Below are 23026 nucleotides of genomic sequence, written 5' to 3'. Positions count from 1 at the left end.
GTCTCTCCAGCGCCGGCATTCGGGCATCGCCGTAGACACACAGATCCGCCCCCAGGCCGGCAAAGCGCTCGGCCAGCGCCAGCGCCTCCTGGCCACCGCCGATCAGGCACAGCTGGAGTCGTGAAGGATCACAAGAGAGATTGAGAAATTCCATGGGCATATCCACAAACGGGGCGAGGCTGGGTAGCAGCCTTCGATGAACGGCATTTTAGAGCATAAGAAACACTCTCTAAAATAACCAATAAGCATAACGACCCCGAAGGCACGTTGTAGCAGAGCCGCAGACGAAAAACCCCCGCTTCCGGCAGGAAGCGGGGGTTCGGGGCGCGAGCGGAGCTGCGCGGCGGGCCTCAGACGTTGAGGGTGTCCACACCGCCCATGTAGCTGCGCAGCGCCTGCGGCACGCTGATGGAACCATCCGCATTCTGATGGTTCTCGAGCACCGCGACCAGACAACGTCCCACCGCCAGGCCGGAGCCATTCAGTGTGTGTACCAGCTGCGGCTTCTTCTGTCCTTCGACACGGGCGCGTGCCTGCATGCGACGTGCCTGGAAGTCTTCGCAGTTGGAGATGGAGGAAATCTCGCGATAGGTATTCTGGCTCGGCAGCCAGACTTCCAGGTCATAGGTCTTGGCCGCCGCGAAGCCCATGTCGCCGGTGCACAGCGTCACGGCACGGTACGGCAGCTCCAGCGCCTGCAGGATGGCCTCGGCATGGCCGCGCATCTCTTCCAGCGCGTCATAGCTCTTGTCCGCCTCGACCACCTGCACCATCTCGACCTTGTCGAACTGGTGCTGGCGAATCATGCCGCGGGTATCGCGACCATAGGCACCCGCCTCGCTGCGGAAGCACGGCGTATGCGCGGTGAACTTGAGCGGCAGATCGCTGGCGTCGAGAATCTCGTCGCGCACCATGTTGGTCAGCGGCACTTCGGCGGTCGGGATCAGGAAGAATTCGCGATCGTCATTGAGCTTGAACAGGTCTTCCTCGAACTTGGGCAGCTGGCTGGTGCCCATCAAGGAATCACGGTTGACGATGTAGGGCACGTAGAACTCTTCGTAACCGTGCTCGAGGGTCTGCTTGTCGAGCATGAACTGCACCAGCGCACGATGCAGGCGTGCGATGGAGCCGTGCATGATGGCAAAGCGTGAACCGGTGATCTTGGCGGCGAGCTCGAAGTTGAGCTGCCCCTTGAGTTCCCCGAGGTCAACGTGATCACGCACCTCGAAATCGAACTCACGCGGGGTGCCCCAGCGATGCAGCTCGACATTGTCATTCTCGTCGGCGCCTTCCGGCACGTCGGCGTTGGGCAGGTTCGGGATGCTGGCGGCCATGGCCTCCGCCTTGCTCTGCAGCTCGGAGAGCTCTTTCTTGGCGGCGTCGAGGCGCTCGCCCAGATCACTGACTTCCGCCAGCAGCGGTGCGATGTCTTCACCGCGAGCCTTGGCATTGCCGATGGACTTGGAGCGAGTGTTACGCTCGTTCTGCAGCGATTCGGTCTCGATCTGCAGATCACGGCGACGCGCTTCCAGGGCGGCGAAGGCCTCGGTATCCAGCTGATAGCCACGACGTGCGAGGCGCTCGGCGGTCGCGTCAAGATCGGCGCGCAGAAGTTTCGGGTCCAGCATGTGGGAAGGCTCTCTCGTCAGTTCACTCAGGCCGCATCGCGGCACGGTAAGGTCATGCGCACTAGTCTACCTCAGCCACGCCCCGCTTCGCAGCCGCCGCAATGCCGAGGCAGCCACCCGGGGGCAGGCCGTCGCTCACAGCAGGGCGCGGGCGAGCTTCATGCCGAGCGCCACCATGCCCAGACAGGCCACCACGCTCACCGCGACGTAGATCAGCCCTGCCAGCATGCGCCCGCTCATCATCAGATTGAGCGCTTCGAGGGCGAAGGTGGAAAAGGTGGTGAAGGCGCCGGTGAAGCCGGCCACCATGATCGCCTGCCAGACAGGCGCAAGCTTGAGCTCCTGGGTGACCCAGATGAACAGGAAGCCCATCAGGCAGCTGCCGAGGAGATTGACCCCGAGCGTCCCCCAGGGGAACCCTCGACCCGCCGTTCCCGTGATCCAGCCACTGACCAGATAACGTCCAAGAGCGCCGATGGCGCCGCCCGCTGCTACTGCCAACCAGGTTCCCATGTCTCGCATCTGCCTCATGTCATGAGCCGCCAGCGGCTCGTCCAGCTGTCGAAATACAAGACCATGCCTCAGGTACGCAGCCGCACCTGAGGCATGTCATTGACTGCCAGTGTAAGAAAATCGCGGGACGCGGGGAACTCGGGTCACGGGAAAGACGGGTTCAGCAAAGCATGACTCGCCGCCCGTGATGACCGACGGACATGGAATCAGTTCAGCTCGCTTCTCAGCCCATCCAGCACTTGCTGCCACCGATGGTGGGCACCGTCCTTGCCGCCCAGTTGCTCAAGCCCGCGTGCCGTCCAGGTGCCGGGCGTGCCGATGCGCGAGGCAAGCTCGCCCGGCGGGGTATCGGGGTGGGCTTCCATCAGGGCAAGGGCATCACGCATCTGGGTCATCAACAACTGGCGGGCCTGCGGCCCGGTGATGCCGGGGACAGTCTGGAACCAGTCAAGCAGCGCCTGCTGCTGGGCTAGCTGCCAGGCATTCACGCAGACTGCCAGCATGCTGGCCTCGAAGGCGGCCTCTTCCTCGAAGGCAATCACCTGCCGGACTGCCGGACTGAGCAGGTCCCGCGTGAGGGGGTCTTCCGGATAGAGCGTGAGCGCGCTCTGCCCCTCGGATACCGCCAGCCCCGTCATCACGCGCACCACCCTGGCCGGCGCGAACCAGCGCTGCAGGTTGGCGAGTGAGACACCGGCCGCCATCACCATCAGATGATGGTCCTTGCTCAGAGCGCGGCTTTCACGCAGTTCCATGGCCAGCGCTTCCAGCTGCTGCGGTCGGACCCCGACCAGCACGCAGAGGCTGGCTTCGCACACCGCGACGTTGCTGGCGTGGCGGACGGCACCGAAACGCCAGCCCAGGCGGTGGCTGCGAACATCATTGCGCGGCGAGAGGTGGAACTCCAGATCATGCCGCGAGCGCCCATCGCGCAGGCAGCCTCGCGCCAGCGCGACCAGAAGAGACTCCGCCAGTTCTCCCACGCCCAGCACCCCCAATCGCGTAGGAGGCTGACGGGATTCGCGATGGCAGGTGGAGGTCGAGGGATAGGATGACGATGCCATGGAACGGCTCCTGCTGAGAGAAAGGAAACGAGCAAACCACAAGGGTGTCGGTCGATGGTGCCTCTGCCGATATCCTGCATCGGTAGCTTCTTCACGGCAGAGGATGCGGCAAGAGGGATTGCCTCGAGAAGCTCCCGCATGAAGGGGCGTGCCACAACGAGGCGTGGCGGGAACTTCCCGGCAATCTAGCCCCTTTCAAGCGTAGTCAGTCCTGACTCGGATGACCGGATTATCCTGACAGGACAGCGCAGGATGCCCCTTGAGGCTGGGGCCACGCCTTCAGCTCAGGTAAGCTTAGGCACATCGGCCCACGTGGCCTGCCTGACGCGACTCACTGCCCGAGCGAGATCATGACCGAACGCCTGCTGGATACGCCTGCCCCCGTCGATGCCCTCTACCTGGACTTCCTGGCCGCCCTGCGCGATGCAGGCTTTGCCGGTGACATCAGTCCGGACTACGCCAACCGTACCGTGTTGTCGACTGACAACTCACTGTATCAGGTACTGCCTCAGGCCGTGGTCTATCCACGTCATGCCGAGGACATCCAGTGCATCGCGCGGCTGTCCAACGCCCCCCGCTTCGCGGCGGTCACCCTGGCGCCACGTGGCGGCGGTACCGGCACCAATGGCCAGTCACTCAATGATGGTGTGCTGGTGGATGTGTCGCGCCACATGAACCGCATTCTCGAGATCGATGTCGAGAAGCGTCGCGTACGGGTCGAGGCCGGGGTGGTGAAGGATCAGCTCAATGCCGCGCTCAAGCCGCATGGTCTGTTCTTCGCCCCGGAACTCTCGACCTCCAATCGTGCCACCATCGGCGGCATGATCAATACCGATGCGTCCGGCCAGGGGAGCTGTGAATACGGCAAGACTCGTGACCACGTGATCACGCTCGACAGCGTGCTGCTGGATGGCACGCGACTGGCGAGCCATGCCATCGACGATGCCGAGCTCGAGGCACTGTGCGCACGTGAGGATCGCGTCGGTGAGATCTACCGCACCGCGCGCGCCATCGCCGATGAGCGTGCCGAGGAAATCGCCGACATCTTCCCACCGCTCAATCGCTGCCTGACCGGCTACGACCTCGCCCACCTGCGCGAGGCCGATGGGCGCTTCAACCTCAACAGTCTGCTGTGCGGCGCCGAGGGCACGCTGGGCTTCGTGGTCGAGGCCGAGTTGAATGCCCTGCCCATCGCGCCCTGCTCGACGCTGATCAACCTGCGCTACGCGAGCTTCATGGACGCGCTGCGCGACGCCAAGACGCTGATGGCGGTCGAGGGCAACCGTCCGACTTCCATCGAGACGGTGGATGACACCGTGCTCAACCTGGCCATGCAGGATTTCGTGTGGGACAGCGTCGAGGAATTCTTCCCGGCCAGTGCCGAGGGCTCCCCGGCCATCGGCGGCATCAACCTGATTGAATTCAATGCCGACAGCGAAGCGGCACTGGACGCCAAGGTGGCCGCCTTCAGCGAGCATCTGGCCAGTGACACCAGCGTCGAGCGCCTCGGCTTCACCGAGGCGCGTGGGCGTGCGCAGATCAGTCGCGTCTATGGCATGCGCAAGCGCTCGGTCGGCTTGCTGGGCAATGTCGAGGGAGAAGCCCGTCCGCTGCCCTTCGTCGAGGACACGGCCGTTCCGCCGGAGCATCTGGCGGACTACATCGCCGAATTCCGCGCCGCTCTCGATGCCCGCGGCCTGCGTTATGGCATGTTCGGGCATGTCGATGCCGGCGTGCTGCACGTACGCCCGGCACTCGACATGAAGGACCCCGCCCAGCAGGCGATGATTCGCGAGATCTCCGACGAGGTCGCCGCCCTCACCCACAAGTACGGTGGCCTGCTGTGGGGCGAACACGGCAAGGGCGTGCGCTCGGAATATGCCCCCCGCTTCTTCGGCAGCCTCTATGGTGCGCTGCAGGACGTGAAGGCGGCCTTCGACCCGCGCAATCAGCTCAACCCGGGCAAGATCACCTCGCCCCGCCTGTCAGTGACGCTGGTCGATGACGCTGGCGCCAGCGAAGGTGGGAGCGAGAGCGAGAGCGAGAGCGAGAGCGACAAGCGTGATCACGCTGACAGCGCCGTCGAGGCCTTCGACCCCCACCTGATGCGCATCGATGACGTGACCATGCGCGGCGATCTCGATCGCCAGATCGATGAACGCGTGTGGCAGGAATACGCCAGCGCCGTCTACTGCAACGGCAACGGTGCCTGCTACAACTACGACCCCAACGACGCCATGTGCCCGTCCTGGAAGGCGACGCGTCAGCGCATCCATTCGCCCAAGGGGCGCGCCAGCCTGATGCGTGAATGGCTGCGTCTGGAAGGCAATGCCGGACGGGACGTGATCGCCGAGGCGCAGGCCGCCCGGACGCCGGGCCTCAAGGGGGCCGGCCTGTGGCTGGCACGTCTGCCGGCGCGTATCAGCGCTTCGCTGAAGGCGCGTCGTGGTGGACAGATGCAGACTGGCGCTCAGGAGGTCGGCTTCGATCAGCAGGTCTATCAGGCGATGGCCGGCTGTCTGGCGTGCAAGTCCTGCGCGGGCCAGTGTCCGATCAAGGTCAACGTGCCGGACTTCCGCAGCCGCTTCCTCGAGGTCTATCACCATCGCTATCAGCGTCCGCTGCGCGATTACCTGATCGGCAGCCTCGAGTTCGTGCTGCCGTGGGCCGAGCGCGTCACGCCGCTCTACAACGGCCTGCTGTCCAATCGCCTGGTCAGTCGTCTGCTGGAAGGCCCGATCGGCATGGTCGATGCCCCACGCCTGTCGCGCGCCAGTCTGCGCAGACAGCTCAAGAGCTGGGGCGTCTCGGAGGCGACCCCGACCCAGCTCGGCCGCCTGACCGAGTCCCAGAAGGCCAGAAGCGTGATCCTGGTGCAGGACGCCTTCACCAGCCACTTCGAGGCCCAGCTGGTGATGGACATCATCGAGCTGCTGTCACGACTCGACATTCGGGTGTTCGTCGCGCCCTTCGCCCCCAATGGCAAGCCGCTGCAGGTACAGGGCTTCACCGGCGCCTTCCAGCGCACCGCGCGCGCCCAGGCCAAGCGTCTCAAGGCGATCGCCGATTTCGGCGTGCCGCTGGTCGGCATCGACCCGGCGATGACCCTGACCTATCGTCAGGAGTATGTGAAGACCCTCGGCCCGGACGCCGTGCCGGATGTCCTGCTGCTTCAGGAGTGGCTGATCAGCCTGCGCAAGCTGCTGCCGGTGGGTGTCACGAAGACGGTGCTGGGCAAGATGGACCCGGGCCTGACACTCCTGAGCCACTGTACCGAGAGCACCAATGCGCCGGGGTCCGCCAAGGCCTGGCAGCAGGTGTATGCCGCCTTTGGTCTCAGCCTCGAGACACTCTCCACCGGCTGCTGCGGCATGTCCGGCACCTATGGTCACGAAGCGCGCAATCTCGAGACCTCACGTGCCATCTATGAGCTGTCGTGGAAGGCGGTGGTCGAGGACGAGGCCAATCAGGGCAAGCTGGTCGCCAGTGGTTATTCCTGTCGCAGCCAGAGCAAACGCTTCTCCGAACGTCAGCTGCCGCATCCCCTCCAGGCGCTGCTGCCACTGGTGCGTCGCGCGCAGTGACAGCCAGGGGGCCCAGTGGCCGTGCAGGAGGAATGACATGAGGGGAGCGCGATAAGGCAACGCGACGTTGCATACCACGGAATCAATCGCTAGTCTGCGCCCTTCCGGCCAGCCGTGATGTTGGCACCTGGCCGAGACAAGACGATTCGATGAGCGGTGACCGCGTCAGTGGCACCGCTCATTTTCGCTGACTCCAAGGAAGCTTCCCGATGACGGAACCCGCACTGGCCCTGACCCTGATCGGTCTGATGGCTCTCGGCTGTCAATGGCTGGCCTGGCGCATGCGTCTGCCCGCCATCCTGCCGCTGCTGATCGTTGGCATCCTTGCCGGCCCCGTCACGGGCTGGCTCAAGCCGGATGAGCTGCTGGGAGACCTGCTGTTCCCGCTGGTCTCGCTGGCAGTGGCGGTGATCCTGTTCGAGGGCAGTCTGACGCTGGACTTCAAGGACCTGCGGGGACACGGGCACATCGTCAGACGACTGGTGACCACCGGGGTGGTGATCACCGGCGTGATCGGCACCGTGGCGGCGCATTATCTGCTCGACATGCGCTGGGAGATGGCCGCCGTGCTCGGGGCACTGCTGGTGGTGACAGGCCCGACCGTGGTGATGCCATTGCTGCAGACCCTGCGCGCGCGCGGCAACCTGACCCAGATCCTGCGCTGGGAAGGCATCATGATCGACCCGGTGGGCGCGCTGCTGGCGGTACTTGTCTATGAGTACGTCGCACTGGGCATGACCGGCAATGCGGTGTCACATACCCTGGTGCTGTTCGCCCAGACGGTGGGCCTCGGCCTTGGCATGGGCGCGCTGGGCGGCTGGTGCTGGGGGCTGGTGCTGCGCCACTTCTGGCTGCCCCAGAAGCTGCACAACTTCGGCACCCTGATGGTGATGCTGGGACTCTTCGCCATCTCCAATACCCTGTTCCACGAATCCGGACTCCTGACCGTGACCGTCATGGGGGTATGGCTGGCCAACATGCGCGGCGTGCCTACCCAGCAGATCATCGAGTTCAAGGAGACGCTCACCGTCCTGTTGATCTCCGGGCTGTTTCTACTGCTGGCGGGGCGCCTGACCGTCGAGCAGCTTTCGCTGCTGTCCTGGCCGGCGTGGGTCTTCCTGGCCGTGTTGATGTGGGTCGCGCGCCCGCTGACTGTCTGGCTGTGCACCCTGGGCAGCGAATTGACGCTGCGCGAGAAGGCGCTGCTGGCCTGGCTGTCTCCTCGCGGTATCGTCGCGGCCGCCGTGGCCTCGCTGTTCGCGCTCAAGCTCGAATCCCAGGGCATCGAAGGCGCCGAGATGCTGGTCCCGATGACCTTCCTGGTCATCATCGGCACGGTGGTGATCCAGAGCTTGCTGTCGCGCCCCATCGTCAAGGTGCTGGGTGTCGGTGAGCCACCGCCCTCGGGCTTCCTGATTCTCGGGGCCAACTCGGTGTCGCGCCTGGTCGCCCGCGAGCTGGTGGATGCCGGCTTCTCGGTACGCCTGACCGATACCAACTGGGACGCGGTACAGGAAGCCCGCATGGCAGGCCTGCCGGTCTATTACGGCAACCCGCTGTCCGAGCATGCCTCACAGCATCTCGAGTTGACGGGCATCGGCCATCTCATGCCCCTGTCGCCCTATCGCGAGCTCAACAGCCTCGCGGCGCTGCATTTCGAGCACATCCTCGGCCACGGCCGAGTCTTCCGGCTCGCCGAGGACAATGGCAAGAATGCCAAGCGCCAGCAGGACCAGGCGCTCGGCCACCTGCCGCTGTTGTTCGATGGCCAGGTCACCTACGCCAAGCTGGCTAGCCTGCTGTCACAGGGGGCGGAGTTCCGGCGTGCCCGCATCAGCGAGAACTTCAGTCTCGAGGACTATCGCCGGATTCATGATGACCGCCTGCTGACCCTGTTCTGCATCAGCAGCCAGGGCCGGATTCGCATCGCCAATTCCGCCGTCGCATTGGAACCCAAGGCCGGTGAGACGCTGATCAGCCTGATCTATGCCGACTCGCCTGAGCTGACCCGACCGGCACAATCCAAGGCGGACAAGGCCGAATCGAGCAAGTCATCCCAGGCCGCAGAAGGGGCAGGCTCTGACGCGAGTTCCTCCACCCGCTCCACCGCGAATCCCGGCACCGCCACGGGCTCCGGACCCCTGCCCGCCAGCCGTCTCCCCGGTGGCCGAGCCTGATGACGGCTTGAATGCATCCCGAAAACGGCATGCGCGCAGACGGCACGGCGCCCGGAGATGATGCCAACCCCCTGACCACGAGGCCCGCTTCCTGCGGGCCTCGTGGCGAATGGCGCACAGCCGCGAAGCGGGATTCACAAAAAATGCCTAAAACGTTAGTGGCAGACTCCGACAGCCGCCCAAAATGCTGGTAGAGTACGCGCCAGTTTTGGCAGCCCTGTCCGGCAGCCAGCGCTATTGCCTTGTCCTCAACGTAACACCTACGCATTCAGGAGCTGCTTGATGCAGATCGTCATGGGCCTGGTGGGCGTCTTAGCCCTCCTGGGGATCGCCTTCCTATTATCTGAAAACCGACGCGCCATCAGCTTGCGCACCGTACTGGGGGCCTTTGCCATCCAGGCATTGCTGGGGGCATTCGTACTCTACGTTCCCGCCGGCAAGAGCATGCTGCTCGGTCTCAGCGAAGGGGTTCAGGCCGTCATGTCCAGCGCCAACGTGGGCATGGACTTCCTGTTCGGTGGCCTGGTCAGCGACAAGATGTTCGAAGTCTTCGGTGGCGGTGGTTTCGTGTTCGCTCTGCGCGTACTGCCGATCATCGTGTTCTTCTCGTCATTGATCGCGGTGCTCTACCACCTGCGCGTGATGAACGTCGTGATCAGTGTGCTGGGTGGTGGGCTTTCGAAGATTCTCGGCACCAGTCGTCCCGAATCGCTGTCCGCCGCGGCCAACATCTTCGTCGGCCAGACCGAAGCACCGCTGGTCGTGCGTCCGTTCATCGCCGGCATGACCCGCTCGGAACTGTTCGCGGTGATGACCGGTGGCCTGGCCTCCGTGGCCGGTTCCGTGCTGGTGGGCTATGCCTCGCTGGGCATTGACCTCAAGTACCTGCTGGCAGCGTCCTTCATGGCAGCCCCGGGTGGCCTGCTGATGGCCAAGATGCTGATCCCGGAGACCGAATCCAAGACCCAGAGTGTCGAGGAAGCCCTGGGCAAGGACATCGATCGCCCGACCAACGTCATCGATGCTGCCGCGTCCGGCGCAGCATCCGGCGTGCAGCTGGCCATCAATGTCGGCGGCATGCTGCTGGCCTTCATCGCCTTGATCGCGCTGGGCAACATCATCATCGGCTGGGTCAGTGGATTGTTCGGCTATCAGGACATCACGCTGCAGCTGCTGCTGGGCTACGCCTTCGCGCCGGTCGCCTGGGTCATCGGCGTGCCGTGGCATGAAGCCATCCAGGCCGGCAGCTTCATCGGTCAGAAGCTGGTGCTCAACGAGTTCGTCGCCTTCGCCGACCTCGCCAGCCATCAGATCAAACTGTCCGAGCATTCCGAAGCGATCATCATCTTCGCGCTGTGTGGCTTCGCCAATCTGTCCTCCGTGGCCATCCTGATGGGCGGCCTGGGACTGATGGCACCGAACCGCCGCAGTGACATCGCGCAGATGGGCATGAAGGCGATTCTCGCCGGCACGCTCTCCAACCTGATGTCAGCCAGTCTTGCCGGACTGTTCCTGTCGCTGTGACGCTCATCGCAAGCCTCGCATGCGAGTGAGACACGCCGTCAGGTGACCTCTCGACAACGCCCGCCCAGTGCGGGCGTTGTCGTATCCAGCCCGCGTCACGAGCCAGCGAACGCCAGACCGGCAGACGACGGGGCCTGCCGATTGACTCCCTGTCGCCCTCCCCAGACAATAGCTCGGGTAGAAGCCTGGGTGCTCGGGAATCGGGTGAAAGCCCCGTACTGCCCCCGCAACGGTGATCGCAACGCTCATGCCGGTCGAGATGACCAGCCACTGCCTCCGGGACGTCCTCGTGACGACCCTCAAGGGAAGGAGGTGGGAAGGCGCATGAGGGGGTGAGACGTTCCAACAGGACGTCCGCCAGGCGTCAGTCCGGAGACCGGCCCTCGCTTCCACACTGGTTGATGCGGAGGGCCTCACCAGTGGCAAATTCGTCGGGATGTCCTTTTTCAAAGGGGCACGCCGCGACGATGTGCATCCACGCACCCTGTCACGCCTGTCCTCCTCATTGCGTCTGACGCTTGAGGATCATTCATGAATACTTACAAGACCCGTGGTCGCGCGCACGCGCAGGCCAAGTACACCCTCGTGGGCAGTCTACTGCTGCTGACACCTCCTGCCCTGGCGGCACAGGAGACCACCGCCCCTTCATCGGATAGCCTGGAGACCGTTCAGGTCACCGCCAATCGCATCCCCCAGCTGCAGAATGATGTGCTGGCCAGCACCGACGTCATCACGCGTGACGAGATCGAACGCCTGCAGGCCAGCTCGCTGGTGGACCTTCTGCAGTCGCGCAATGGCATCGAAGTCGCGCGCAGCGGTCCGATGGGGAGCCAGACCAGCCTGTTCATGCGCGGCACCGAGTCCGATCACACCTTGATCCTGGTCAACGGCCAGCGCATCGCCAACAGCGCCGATGGCCTGGCGCACTTCGAATTTCTGCCGCTGTCTGCCATCGAACGTGTCGAGATCGTGCGGGGGCCGCGCGCCAGCGTCTACGGCGCCGATGCCATCGGCGGCGTGATCAACCTGATCACGCGTGGCGGCAGCGAAGTCGGCCAGCACGCGGAAGTCACGCTGCGCGCCGGCAGCGACGGCACCTTCCGCCAGAACGCCCAGTTCAGCTCGGTGGAAGATGACACTCGTCTCTCCGCCAATCTCCATCATGATGAAAGCGATGGTTTCTCCGCCCGCGATACCGGCAGTGAAGATGATGGCTACGAGGCCACGGGCGCCGAACTGCGCCTTGGGCACGACTTCGGCCAGCGAGCCACGCTGTCTCTCGGCGTCGCCAAGACCGACACAGACTACGATTACGACGATTGCTACGACAGCAGCTTCAGTGCCTCTGAAGACTGCAGCGGAGAAGGTAGCCAGCTGGTACTGGATGCCAGCCTGCTGACCCACCTGAACCCGAACTGGGACATGACGGTCAGCGTGGCGCGTACGCGCGACGAGTACGAGAACACTGAAGCCGGCAGCGATGCCGGGCGTGTCGCCAGTGCCCGCAACGAGATCGGCCTGCGCCACGACTTCTACACCGACCTCGGCACGCTCAGCCTGGGGGTGGATCACCGCGAGGAAAGTCTGGACGCCGATGGCCCCTACTTCACCGCCGACGGCTATGAAGTGGACAGCCGCTATACCACGGGGGTCTATGGCAGCTGGCAGCTCCAGCAACAACGCCATCACGTCACCACCAGCCTGCGGTATGACGATGACAATCGTTATGGTCATCAGATGACCGGTGGCTCCAGCTATGCCTATGACCTGACTCAGGCACAGCAGCTCGGCGCCAGCTACTCGAGCGCCTTCAAGGCCCCCAACCTGATCGATCTCTACAGCCCTTACGGCTCAGGCAACCCGGATCTGGATGCCGAGACCTCCACCACGGCCGAACTCTTCTGGCGTCTGCAGGAGCAGCGGTGGCATGTGGGCGTCAATGCCTTCCAGACGGATATCGACAATCTGATCAGCTACGAAGGCGCCGACTTCACGCCGATCAATATCGACCGCTCACGCATCCGTGGCATCGAGCTGAGTAGTGGCTGGAAAGGTGACGCGCTCAGCGTGAATCTCGCCATGACCTGGCAGGACCCGGAAGACCGCGAGACAGGAGAGCAGCTGAAACGTCGGGCCAAGCGCTTTGCGCGCCTGGATGCCGATTACGCCCTCGCCGACTGGAGCTTCGGAGCAACGCTGCGTGGCAGTGCCAGCCGCAGCGATACCGATGCCGATACCTACACGGACACTCGCACCGCCGGCTATGGCGTCTTCGACCTGCGCACCAGCTGGCAGGTGATGCAGAACGTCAAGCTGAGCGCCAAGCTGGAGAACGTCTTCGATCGTGATTATCAGCTGGTCAACGGCTACAACACCCAGGGGCGTTACGTCGAAGGCGGCGTGACCTTCTATTTCTGAGCACCTCTTACTGACGACGGGCCACACTCCTCACTGCGCCGCCCCGAGAGCGGCGCAGTGACAATGACTGACGGAGCACACGCATGACGGACCGCAATACCCGCCACAAGACGGCAATGGAAAAGCTCAAGTCACATGTCGACGACAAGGTGGCACAGGCCAATGAGGAGCGCGGCCAGCTGCTGGTCTTCACCGGCAACGGCAAGGGCAAGACGACCGCTGCATGGGGCACCATCACCCGGGCACTCGGCTATGGCTACAAGGTCGGTGTCATCCAGTTCATCAAGGGACTGTGGGAGTGCGGGGAGCGTGAGCGCCTTGCAGAGGATGCCAATCTGGAAGTCCACGCCATGACCACCGGCTTCACCTGGGACACCCAGAATCGTGACGCCGATACCGCGGCCTGTCAGGCGGTGTGGCAGGAAGCGAAGCGCCTGATGCGCGATGAAAGCGTCTATCTGGTCGTGCTTGATGAACTGACCTACATGGTCAAGTTCGGCTACCTGCCATTGGAAGAGGTGATGACGGCGCTGGAAGGTCGCCCCGAGGAGCAGACCGTCATCATCACCGGACGCAATGCCAACCGCGAGATCGTTGCCTGTGCCGATACCGTCACCGAGATGACCGAGATACGTCACGGCTTCAATCATGGCCTCAAGGCGCGCCGCGGCATCGACTTCTGATCAGCTCGACCCACGTCACCGCGCTGCGCGCTGCACCGAGATGGCATGGCAGATCTGCGCCATCGCCTCGACGCTGCGCGGCCCCGGACGGCTGACCGGGTCCGGATCCAGTCCGACAAGCGCCACCGAGGCCAGCGGGCCACCCCTGGCTCGCCAGGCTGCCTTCCAACGCTCACGGGGGGCGCCTGCGGCCACCGGATGCAGAATCAGCCGAGGCCCTGCCAGCCACAGCGCTTCACGGCGTATCTGAGGCACCACGGTGGGGGCGTCAGACAACAACGGCTCTCCCCCGCAGCGGCGAATCAATTCATTGACCAGATGCCCTCCTGCCAGAGTCGTCATCGGGCTCTCGCCCAGCTGGAAGAAGACCGGCAAGGGCGCGTCGCCCTCCATGCCATCGCGTGCCTCCAGGTGACTGATGCGCTTCTCGAGACGCGCCACGTAGGCCTCTGCCTCGGGCCGGGTGCCCATCAACCCCCCCAGGCGCTCGATATTGGAGAGTACCTGCGCCAATGTCCTGGGCTCGCTGAGGAAGGTCGTCAGCCCCAGCGCCGCCAGGCGCGCCTGCATTTCCGCGGACAGCCCGCTGCCCCACGCCACGATCAGCGCGGGTCTGGCCGCCAGCACCGCCTCCAGATTCGGCCCTTGATAGCTCGCGACACGCGGCAGCGTCTTGACCTGTGGCGGGTAATCACTGCCTTGGCTGACGGCGACCAGATGTGCAAGCCCTCCCGCCGCCGCGACCAGCTCCGCGGCATGGGGCGCCAGGGTGACCACACGATGAGCGGGCCGGGAAAGCGTCACCGTCTCGCCACCATCATCCACGACGGAAAGACTCGCCGCCCAGGCGAGCGACGGCATTGCGGTGAGCAGCAACGCTGACAGTCCCCCGAGGAGCGCGCGTCGCCCCTGAGATAGCGTGACGGTATTGATGGTATCGCTCCTGTATGACCGCGACGTCCCTGACGCCATGAGATGCCTGATCGAGGCACACGATCGCTTCAGCGCCTCTCGTGCGAAGTGCTATCGTGATCCACGCGATGTCGGACGTTCACGCCATCATTCTGTGTCAATATCGACATATGAAAATATCACCATATGACAATATAGCCATGTGCCAAAAAGGAGTTTCCATGCCCCGCATCCTGCCATCCGAAACTGCCGACGCGAGCTCAGGCGTCCAGCATTCCTTCCTGCGTCTAGGGCTGGTGCTGGCACTGAGTGCCGTCAGCGCCGTGAGTACGGCACAGGCTGACCAGACACCTGCACCGGCGCTTGTCCATGTCAGTGCCAGTGCCAGCATCGAAGCCGCGCCGGACAAGGCCAGCATCGAGGCGCGTCTCTGGGAGAAGACACCGGCCAGCAAGGTGGACGACAAGGCACCGGACAGTCAGAAGCAGGGAGAAGCCGCGCGCCAAGCCCGCCAGACACTGGAAGGCCGCATGAGCACGCTGATCCAGGCACTGGAAAGCGCCGGTATCGAGAGTCGCCTGATCAAGGCGGGCAGCCTGACCCTGCGACCGGAGCGCTACTACGAGCGCACGGCCAATGATCAGAACCCGCAGCAATGGCAGCGTACCCATCTCGAGCGCCCGATCAGCATTTCGCTGAAGAATCTGGACCAGGTGCCGGAGGTGATCGACCTGCTGTTGGGAGCGGGGGTGAATCAGCTGGCGGGAGTGCAATATCAGCTCAGTGATCGTGCAGCACTCGAGGACAAGGTACTGCAGCAAGCCCTGACCAAGGCACGCCACAAGGCCGAACTGATGGCCGAGACGCTGGGAGCGACACTGGGTGATGTGCAGTCGATCAATGAATCTTCCCAGAGCCCTCGCCCGCCGATGATGGCCATGCGCGCCGACATGGCAGAAGCCAAGAGTGGTGGCAACGAGTATCGTCCCGGCGAGCTGTCACTGGAAAGTGATGTGCAGGTCAGCTGGGGACTGACATCAGCCGACTGAGCGTCGACACCCCGAACGCCACTCTCAAGACGCCAGCCGCTTGTCCAGAGCCGCTGGCGTCCACGCGTGACGGAAGCTCGGCCTATCTCGAGAGTGACACCCCGCGATTCACACCCCCTCGGGCGCTGACTTACGCCCGGCCACCAAGCTCCGTCTCGATGGCGGCAAGCGCTGCCATGGGATTCTCGGCCTGAGTGACCGGACGCCCGATCACCAGGTGGGTGCTACCAGCCGCCATTGCCTCGCCCGGCGTCATGGTGCGTCGCTGATCACCGGCCTGGGCAAAGCTCGGGCGGATACCGGGCGTCACCTTGAGGAAGTCCGGCCCACACAGCGCCTTGAGACTGGGTGTCTCGCGCGCCGAGCACACCACACCGTGCATGCCGCTTTGCTGGGCAAGGCTCGCCAGACGCTCGACCTGGGCCAGTGGCGTGACATCCAGGCCGATACCCGCAAGATCACTCTGCTCCATGCTGGTCAGCACGGTCACGGCAATCAGGCGCGTCTCGAGCTGGCGCGTGGCCAGTGCACTGACGGCGGCTTCCATCATGCGCGCGCCACCACCGGCGTGCACGTTGGTCATCCAGACACCGTGCTCGGCAGCCGCCAGCACGGCCTGCGCGGTGGTATTGGGAATATCGTGGAACTTGAGATCCAGAAAGACCTCGAAGCCGCGCTGATGCAGCGCCTTGAGGATGTCCGGCCCTACTCGCGTGAACAGCTCCTTGCCCACCTTGACGCGGCAGCGCGTCGGATCCAGCTGGTCCGCCATGGCCAGTGCGGCGGCCATATCCGGGTAATCGAGGGCGATGATCAGGGGGGAAGTCGTGGCAGGCATCCGGGCTCCGGGCAATGAGACTAGGCGCGATGACAGGGGGTCATGGGCTCGGGGCAACATTATAGCGCCCACCAACGCACCTGTAAGCTCAGAGAAAGCCGAATCGAATCAGCTCGCTATTCGCGCTAGCACTTTCGCGCGTTGAGCGCTGAAGCGGCCCCAGGGATGAGGAATCGTTTAATTCTTAATGACTACAAAACCCATCCTTCAGCCACAGTGATTCACGTGCTGGGCACAGGGCATCACGGCCCGACCAGACGCCCCGACAATCATCATGAAACAAGGAAAAGCTCATGAAAACTCTGATGGGATCACTCGTCGTCGCAGGCCTGATGGCTTTCACCCCTCTGACGCAGGCTGCCGAGATGAACATCAACACCGCCACCCCTGAGCAACTGACTCAGCTCAAGGGCATCGGTGACAAGAAGGCACAGGCCATCGTCGCCTGGCGCAAGGCCAATGGCCCCTTCACCAGCGTCGATCAGCTGGCTGAGGTCAAGGGCATCAGTGCCAACACGCTCGAACGCATGGAGACGACACTGACGCTCGACAAGACCGGCAACAGCGCCATAACGACGGGTCAGCCGGTCAGCGACAAGGCCGCGCCGAAGGTCAAGACACCCGGTGAGGCGACGCCCAGGGAGATCACCAGCAACCAGAGCTGACCAAGACGGCCGAGGTAAGGTCTCGACTCCCGCCACCCTGCAGGTGGTGAGAATCCACCGGCGAAAGACCAGCCTGGCCAGCGGCAGGGGAGTTCCGACAAAAGCAGCGCCGCAGACTTCCTGCGGCGCTGCTTCATCGTCGGGGTCAACACGACGGTGCCCGAGAAGCACGGCTTACATGAGGCGTTGCTTTCCTGCCACGAAAAAAAGCCGACCCGAAGGCCGGCCAGCGGGGTTTCCCCCTCCCCTGACGGTGAATCGGGCACCTGCATGCCCGATTCTGGCAGTGAAGCCATCCCTGGCTTTCCCCTTCCCCAAGGGGCTTCCTCAAGCGCCTGCCTCTGCCGGCAACCGACGCCCTGCAACTTCTCCCTGACCAGACGGTGGCCTGCGCCGCTTTCCGATACCTCGAAGAGTATCTCCCCCGAAGCATGATGCCCCATGCGGCATCCTCGTACGCCGCCCGTCTCGACATGAGCACTCTATCGCGATCATCGGCAGGCGAAGATGACATGCGTCAATTTCGAGAGCCTGGGTGGCATCACGCCGCTGCCTTCATGATCCACGTCAATTCATGGGCACTTCGCTCCCATGAATCCGTCCCGGAATGACACGCAGCAGACCCGAAACGAAGCAGACCCGAAACGAAGAAGGCGCCTTCGATCATCATCGAAAGCGCCTTCCTGATCAGCGACAGGGAGACCCCTGAAGCGACATGCGGCATGCGGCATCAGCGCGACTTCAGCGACGCACCTTCTTGTCTTCCACTTCGGTATGGCTCACCTCAAGCCCCAGCGGATGGCCTGCTGCCAACTCGGCCCGAGTGGCATCGCGCACTTCCAGCACCTCGACATCCCAGCTGAGGGCCTGACCGGCCAGGGGATGATTGGCATCGACCTTGACCTGCTGATCACCGACTTCCAGTACGGTCACCGAGCGCTGCCCTTCGGGAGTTCGCGCCTGGAAGCGCATGCCCGGTGCAAGCTCCCCCGGGCCGAAGGCATCACGCCCGAAGTACTGGACCAGCCCCTCATCCCGCTCACCGAAGCCTTCCGCCGGCGTCAGGTTGACGACCTTGCTGTCGCCGACGCTGCAACCTTCAAGCGCGGATTCCAGAGCGGCAAGTATATTGTCATGGCCGTGCAGGTAATCCATCGGTTCCCGATCACGAGAAGTGTCCAGGACGGTGCCATCTGCGGTACGCAGCGTGTAGTGCAGGCTGACCACCTGCTGAACGGTAATCGACATGAAACAACTCCAGAAATGACAAGTGCGGTGAGCTCACGCCCTCCCCGGAGGGCGCAGGCACCGAGACTCAGGATTCGCGACGACGCAGCTGACGACTGGACAGCTCGACGCGCTGCTGCTGATTGATCAGATTGAGCAGCACGATGACGCGCTCGTCGCCCTTGGCACTCTCGAAGACACCACTGAGCGAACTCAGCGGCCCATCGATGATCTCGACCTGCTCGCCGGCACGGAAGTAGAGGTTCTCGGCTGGCTGCTCCTGGCGTTGCTCACCATTGGCGATCAGCGCCTCCACCAGCGAGGTGGGGACCGGTGTCGGCGTTGTGCCGAAGCTGACCAGCTTGAGCACGCCACGTGTCGAGCGAATCGGGCGCCAGTTGTCGTCCACCTGATCCAGACGGATGAACAGGTAGTAGGGGAAAAGGGGCTCTTCCACCCAGCGCAGCTTGCTGCCGCGCTTTCTTTCCACTTCCAGCAGGGGGTGGAAGACGTGAAATCCCTGATTGGTGAGGTTCTCCGCCGCACGGAAGGACTCTCCACCTTTGCACTGGATCAGATACCAGTGCGCCTTGGCAGCGTCTCGGACTTCACTCATGATGACCTCTCATTGCCTACCTGCCCACAGGGGCCCGACGCAAGCCCTTCACCACGCCAGCCAGCTGATGGTCAGCGGCACCTCAGGACAATGCATGGCCCTTGCGCTCAGGCAGTGCGACAATCCCGCCATTGACGATGCATGTGGCGCATGGCCATGGGTCACGCGCGACTCCCGCGCGGATACACTCTCTGCAAGGACAGGCAAGGCTTTGACTTCAAAGGATTTACGCTTACTCGTTGGCCGTCATGGTATCACGTTCCTGATGGGATTCGCCTCAGGCCTGCCGCTGCTGCTCACCGGGAGTGTCCTGCAGGCCTGGATGACGGATGCCGGCGTATCACTGGACGCCGTGGGCCTTCTGGCACTGGTCGGCCTGCCCTATACCCTCAAGTTCCTGTGGGCCCCCTTGCTGGATCGCATCATGCCGCCCGCACTGGGGCGGCGACGCGGCTGGCTGATGATCGCGCAGCTGGCCCTGACCGCGCTGATCGCGCTGCTGGCCCTGCAGGACCCGCACATGTCGCCGCTGACCATGGGGGCCATCGCGCTTTCCGTCAGCTTCTTCAGTGCCACCCAGGACATCGTGATCGATGCCTACCGACGTGAGCATCTGCCGGACAACGAACTGGGGCTGGGCTCCAGCTTCTATGTCTATGGCTATCGCATCGGCATGCTGATGGCCTCGGCCGGTGGCCTGGTGCTGGCGGACATGATCGGTTTCCGCATGACCTACCTGATCATGGCCGCGACCTTGGGAGCCTGCATGCTGGTGACCCTGCTGGCGCCGGAACCCGAGGCACAGGCAGCGCCGCGTGCCCATCACCTGCACGAGATCCTGTGGGACCCCATCCGCCATTTCATGAAACGTGATGGAGCCATCTGGCTGCTGCTGTTCATCCTGCTCTACAAGCTGGGCGATTCCGTGGCGGGCAATCTGACGACGCCTTTCTACAAGGAGATCGGCTTCAGCAACTCACAGATCGGCGCGACCGTGAAGCTGTTTGGCCTGTGGCCATTGCTGGCAGGCACCTTCTTCGGCGGCCTGATGATCATGCGAATCGGCATCTACCGTGCACTGTGGTGGTTCGGCATCCTGCAGATGGTGTCCACAGCCGGCTTCATCTGGCTGCATCACGTCGGTGACTCGCTGGCCTGGCTTGCCGGAGTGGTGGCATTCGAGAACCTGGCGGCCGGCATGGGCAGCGCCGCCTTCATCGCCTTCATGGGCGCACTGACCGACAAGCGTTTCACCGCCGGCCAATATGCCATGCTCTCCTCGATCATGGGCTTGCCACGTGTGGTGATCGCCGCCCCCTCGGGCTATCTTGCCGATGCCGCCGGCTGGGACAGCTTCTTCTGGATCTGCACCCTGGCCGCCATCCCGGGGCTGTTGCTGCTGCTGCGCTTCCGTCATTGGGGGGCAATGCTGGCAACGCCCCACAAGGCGCCAGCGATGTCGGGAGATTGAGAGACCATCTCCCTGAACTGTCTCGGCCGTCGACAGGCTGAGCCGGAAGAAGAGAGAGGCAAGGCAGCTATGTGGAAGAAGGCGCCATGCTCGAGGACTGCGTCATCCTGCCCTTCACCCGTGTGCATGGTGGTCAACAGATGACCGCCGGCATCCTGTTTGAAGGGGAGGCACTCGATGAGCGCGCCCCCCACTGGTTCAAGGACCGACGCCAGGCGGGAGCAGCCTCTCAGCGTGGCGTGGCCTATCGCAACCCGGCACGCCCTCAATGGCAGGAACGTCTCCTGGCCGGCTTGATCAGCGTGGCGGTCCGACCTCTGGGAGCGCGCCACAAGGCGCTCGTGCATCGTCTGCGCCAGGTACAGAACGGTCACATGCGCTTGCTGGGCATACTGCCGGAACATGCCCCGCCCCCACTGGACCGAGTCGGCGTCAGCAGCGCCGGGGCTCTCCAGCCTCCTGACTGGCGTGCCACGCCGGACGCCTTCGCCGCGACGCTGGAGGCCATTCAGGTCGGGCAGACCCCGGGCCTGCGCGCAGCCTTGCGGGAAGCCTGGCGGCTGCGCCAGCAAGGCAAGCAGCAGTGATCGCCCCCCTACACGCATCCCCCTGAGCCCGCCTCACGATACGAGGCGAGGCACAAAAAACCCCCGCAGTGCCTAAGCACTGCGGGGGTTTTTCCTTCGGGCCTCGTCATACGGGGCCTTGGCACACGAGGCCTTGTCATGTGAGCGCTTGCGATCACTCGTCAGGCAGCATGAGCGACCCTTGACACCGGCTCAGCGGTGCTTGGCCAACCAGGCAAGCGCGCCTTCGCTGCGCTTCCACTGATCGCGCATCAGGGTGCGATACTGCCAGGCCTCGCCTCGCGTGCCGGGCTCCGGCGCTTCCACCGCCAGACTCACCGGCCGCGGGTGCTCCGCCACCAGCAGACTGATCAGATGGGAGTTGGCTTCGCGCACGATCACCAGTGCCTCTTCGGCATCCGCCTGACGTCCCAGACGATAGAGTGCCAGCACATGCCCCATCAGAATGCCCAGCAACGGCATTTCATCCTCGAGAGCACGGCGTGAGATATCGTGCTCCGCCAGGGTGACAGCCTCATCATCGCGGCCTTCGCGCAGCAGCTGATCCAGCACCAGCTCGCGCAGACCGAGACTGTCTTCCTCGTCCAGCTTGAGCAGGCGCTCCGCCAGCTGACGTGAGCGCTCGCGCTCACCACGCTCCATGCCGATCACCAGTCCCAGCCCACAACGCAGCAACTGGGCGTTGTCACCATCCTCCCAGCGCAGCAGGCCGCCGGCCTGTTCGATCTGGTCGAGCCAGCGCTCGAAACGACGCGCCAACGGCACGAAGAAGGTGTCCGACATCCACGGCAGACTGCCGAAACGACTGGCCAGCGCCAGGATCAATCCCTGACAGACCGCAGGAACATCCAGCCATTCGGGACTGGCACACAGCTGTTGCAGCCACTCGTTGGGGTCCTGGGTCTCCCACGGGTCGACATCCAGCGCCAGCGCTGCCTCTTCCTCGATCCGCGCCGGGAATACCGCTTCCCAGAGCCCCAGTGTCACCGCCTGCTCGGCATTCTGACGAAACAGCAGACTGCCGTCGTCCTGAGTCTCCAGCGCCAGACGCGACGGGTGCTCGATCACCTCGAACAGCGCCTGCAGCGAGGCCAGTGAATCCGAGAGTGACTCGTCGGAATTGACCATCTGCTCGGCGAGCGTCGCACGCGGGTTCTCGGCCAGATCAGCCAGGAACTCCAGCTGCCCCGGTTCGATATCCTTCTGCTTGGAGAGACGCCGCCACCAGAAGCGCGCACGTTCCTGCGCCTCTTCCGGCTGCCCTTCATGCAGCAGCAGCATGGCTTCGATATAGGCCAGCGTCGGCGAGTCCGGCAGGGTCTGCTGCGCGCGGACGAAGGCGGCTCGCGCCGAGCCGAGGTCATCACTATCCAGATGCAGCAGGCACTGATGCTCCAGTGCCACACCGCGCAGGAAGGCGGGACCACGCTCCAGAACCTCATCCAGCAACAGGGCCTTCTTGCGGGTGAAGCCGCGCTCCTGATAGAGATCCAGCAGCAGCTCGAAGCCAGGCTCGGCCTGCTCCGGAAGGCGCGACCAGTCACTGGTGTCAAACAACGCTTCCATGATCTGCTGGGCACGCCCGCGGCTACCGGCCTCGGCACTGATCAGTCCCGCCTCCAGCAGCGCCTGAGCCGGCGCGAGCCGCGAAGCCAATGCGGCCTTGAGCTGCTCGCCCTTGAACTCGCGCAGCGACAGCATCCACATCAGGTGCTCCGGTATCGGCGGCAACTGGACCTTGTCACAGCACTGCTTGTACTTGCGGCCGGAATCGCACCAGCAGGGCTCGTTGCGACCGGGCGGTGCCAGCGGCTCGCAGGCGAAATCGAGGCGTACCAGCGGCGTCTGGCTCCACAGCACCGGTGCCAGTGCTACCGCCAGCGCCTCATCACCACCGCTGTAATTCACCCCCTCCGAATGCGCCCACTGCATGAAGGCAGGAAAGGATTCATCAGAGCGGATGGCATCAAGTGCCCCACTGGCGTAACTCAAGAGCCGTTCGACCCACTCGGCAAGCATGGCATCTCCCTAGAAAAAACGTTTCACGGCCCCGCGGACATGGCGCCCGAC

General features: G+C 63.8%; 17 protein-coding genes and 1 riboswitch. Of the genes, 9 read left to right on the top strand and 8 right to left on the bottom strand.

All coding sequences use genetic code 11. From position 1 onward, the window contains the following. Positions 1-350: 350 nt before the first annotated feature. The 3 genes from serS to BOH68_RS03850 all read right to left on the bottom strand — a co-directional run bounded on the left by serS (position 351) and on the right by BOH68_RS03850 (position 3205). A complete protein-coding gene (serS, locus tag BOH68_RS03860) occupies positions 351-1628 on the bottom strand; it encodes a serine--tRNA ligase (protein WP_077371807.1) in 1278 nt (425 codons plus the stop codon). 135 nt (positions 1629-1763) lie between these two features. Further along, positions 1764-2150 (bottom strand): fluoride efflux transporter CrcB, encoded by a 387-nt coding sequence (crcB, locus tag BOH68_RS03855; RefSeq protein WP_205700462.1) that lies wholly within the window; start codon positions 2148-2150, stop codon positions 1764-1766. Positions 2151-2347: 197 nt separating this feature from the next. Continuing rightward, entirely contained in the window at positions 2348-3205 is an 858-nt protein-coding gene (locus BOH68_RS03850; RefSeq protein ID WP_077371804.1) for a pyrroline-5-carboxylate reductase family protein, read from the bottom strand. Positions 3206-3555: 350 nt separating this feature from the next. Between BOH68_RS03850 and BOH68_RS03845 the strand changes: the two genes are divergently transcribed. The 5 genes from BOH68_RS03845 (at position 3556) to cobO (ending at position 13591) form a co-directional block, all read left to right on the top strand. Further along, the gene (locus BOH68_RS03845; protein WP_077371801.1) at positions 3556-6789 is read left to right on the top strand and encodes an FAD-binding and (Fe-S)-binding domain-containing protein; all 3234 of its coding nucleotides are present in this window, start codon (positions 3556-3558) and stop codon (positions 6787-6789) included. Positions 6790-6998: 209 nt separating this feature from the next. Continuing rightward, positions 6999-8966 carry a cation:proton antiporter gene (locus BOH68_RS03840; RefSeq protein WP_077371798.1) on the top strand — a complete coding sequence of 656 codons (1968 nt, stop codon included), beginning with the start codon at positions 6999-7001 and terminating at the stop codon, positions 8964-8966. 282 nt (positions 8967-9248) lie between these two features. Beyond that, positions 9249-10490 carry a NupC/NupG family nucleoside CNT transporter gene (locus BOH68_RS03835; protein WP_077371796.1) on the top strand — a complete coding sequence of 414 codons (1242 nt, stop codon included), beginning with the start codon at positions 9249-9251 and terminating at the stop codon, positions 10488-10490. Between the two features lie 170 nt (positions 10491-10660). After that, a riboswitch (cobalamin riboswitch) is annotated at positions 10661-10889 on the top strand. A 132-nt stretch (positions 10890-11021) separates the two neighbouring features. Next, entirely contained in the window at positions 11022-12908 is a 1887-nt protein-coding gene (locus tag BOH68_RS03830) for a TonB-dependent receptor domain-containing protein (protein WP_077371793.1), read from the top strand. 83 nt (positions 12909-12991) lie between these two features. Continuing rightward, complete coding sequence (gene cobO, locus BOH68_RS03825) at positions 12992-13591, top strand: cob(I)yrinic acid a,c-diamide adenosyltransferase (protein ID WP_077371790.1); 600 nt, start codon at positions 12992-12994, stop codon at positions 13589-13591. A gap of 15 nt (positions 13592-13606) precedes the next feature. Here the strand turns inward: cobO and BOH68_RS03820 are convergent, their stop codons facing one another. After that, positions 13607-14467 carry an ABC transporter substrate-binding protein gene (locus BOH68_RS03820; RefSeq protein ID WP_170877341.1) on the bottom strand — a complete coding sequence of 287 codons (861 nt, stop codon included), beginning with the start codon at positions 14465-14467 and terminating at the stop codon, positions 13607-13609. A gap of 257 nt (positions 14468-14724) precedes the next feature. On the opposite strand from BOH68_RS03820, the gene BOH68_RS03815 reads away from it, so the two are divergent. Next, entirely contained in the window at positions 14725-15552 is an 828-nt protein-coding gene (locus BOH68_RS03815; protein WP_170877340.1) for an SIMPL domain-containing protein, read from the top strand. A gap of 130 nt (positions 15553-15682) precedes the next feature. Here BOH68_RS03815 and pyrF read toward each other — a convergent pair whose 3' ends face one another. Continuing rightward, entirely contained in the window at positions 15683-16390 is a 708-nt protein-coding gene (gene pyrF / locus BOH68_RS03810; RefSeq protein WP_077371780.1) for an orotidine-5'-phosphate decarboxylase, read from the bottom strand. A gap of 293 nt (positions 16391-16683) precedes the next feature. Between pyrF and BOH68_RS03805 the strand changes: the two genes are divergently transcribed. After that, on the top strand, positions 16684-17055 hold the full coding sequence (locus BOH68_RS03805; protein WP_077371777.1) for a ComEA family DNA-binding protein: 372 nt from the start codon (positions 16684-16686) through the stop codon (positions 17053-17055). Between the two features lie 741 nt (positions 17056-17796). Here BOH68_RS03805 and BOH68_RS03800 read toward each other — a convergent pair. Next, a complete protein-coding gene (locus BOH68_RS03800; protein ID WP_077371771.1) occupies positions 17797-18303 on the bottom strand; it encodes an FKBP-type peptidyl-prolyl cis-trans isomerase in 507 nt (168 codons plus the stop codon). Positions 18304-18370: 67 nt separating this feature from the next. Continuing rightward, positions 18371-18898: a transcription/translation regulatory transformer protein RfaH gene (gene rfaH / locus BOH68_RS03795; RefSeq protein WP_077371768.1), complete on the bottom strand. Its 528-nt coding sequence runs from the start codon at positions 18896-18898 to the stop codon at positions 18371-18373. Positions 18899-19163: 265 nt separating this feature from the next. Here rfaH and BOH68_RS03790 point away from each other — a divergent pair, with 265 nt between their 5' ends. Both BOH68_RS03790 and BOH68_RS03785 read left to right on the top strand, forming a co-directional pair. Continuing rightward, the gene (locus BOH68_RS03790) at positions 19164-20369 is read left to right on the top strand and encodes an AmpG family muropeptide MFS transporter (protein WP_103751364.1); all 1206 of its coding nucleotides are present in this window, start codon (positions 19164-19166) and stop codon (positions 20367-20369) included. A gap of 86 nt (positions 20370-20455) precedes the next feature. Continuing rightward, on the top strand, positions 20456-20956 hold the full coding sequence (locus tag BOH68_RS03785; protein WP_139345414.1) for a hypothetical protein: 501 nt from the start codon (positions 20456-20458) through the stop codon (positions 20954-20956). A 192-nt stretch (positions 20957-21148) separates the two neighbouring features. Here the strand turns inward: BOH68_RS03785 and BOH68_RS03780 are convergent, their stop codons facing one another. Then, on the bottom strand, positions 21149-22975 hold the full coding sequence (locus BOH68_RS03780; protein WP_077371759.1) for an SEC-C domain-containing protein: 1827 nt from the start codon (positions 22973-22975) through the stop codon (positions 21149-21151). Positions 22976-23026: the final 51 nt, after the last annotated feature.

The organism is Cobetia sp. MM1IDA2H-1, from assembly GCF_002916775.2.
GTDB classification, from domain to species: Bacteria; Pseudomonadota; Gammaproteobacteria; order Pseudomonadales; family Halomonadaceae; genus Cobetia; species Cobetia marina.
Note: the sequence above shows the minus strand (reverse complement) of the source record. Positions and strands in the feature narration are given on the sequence as shown.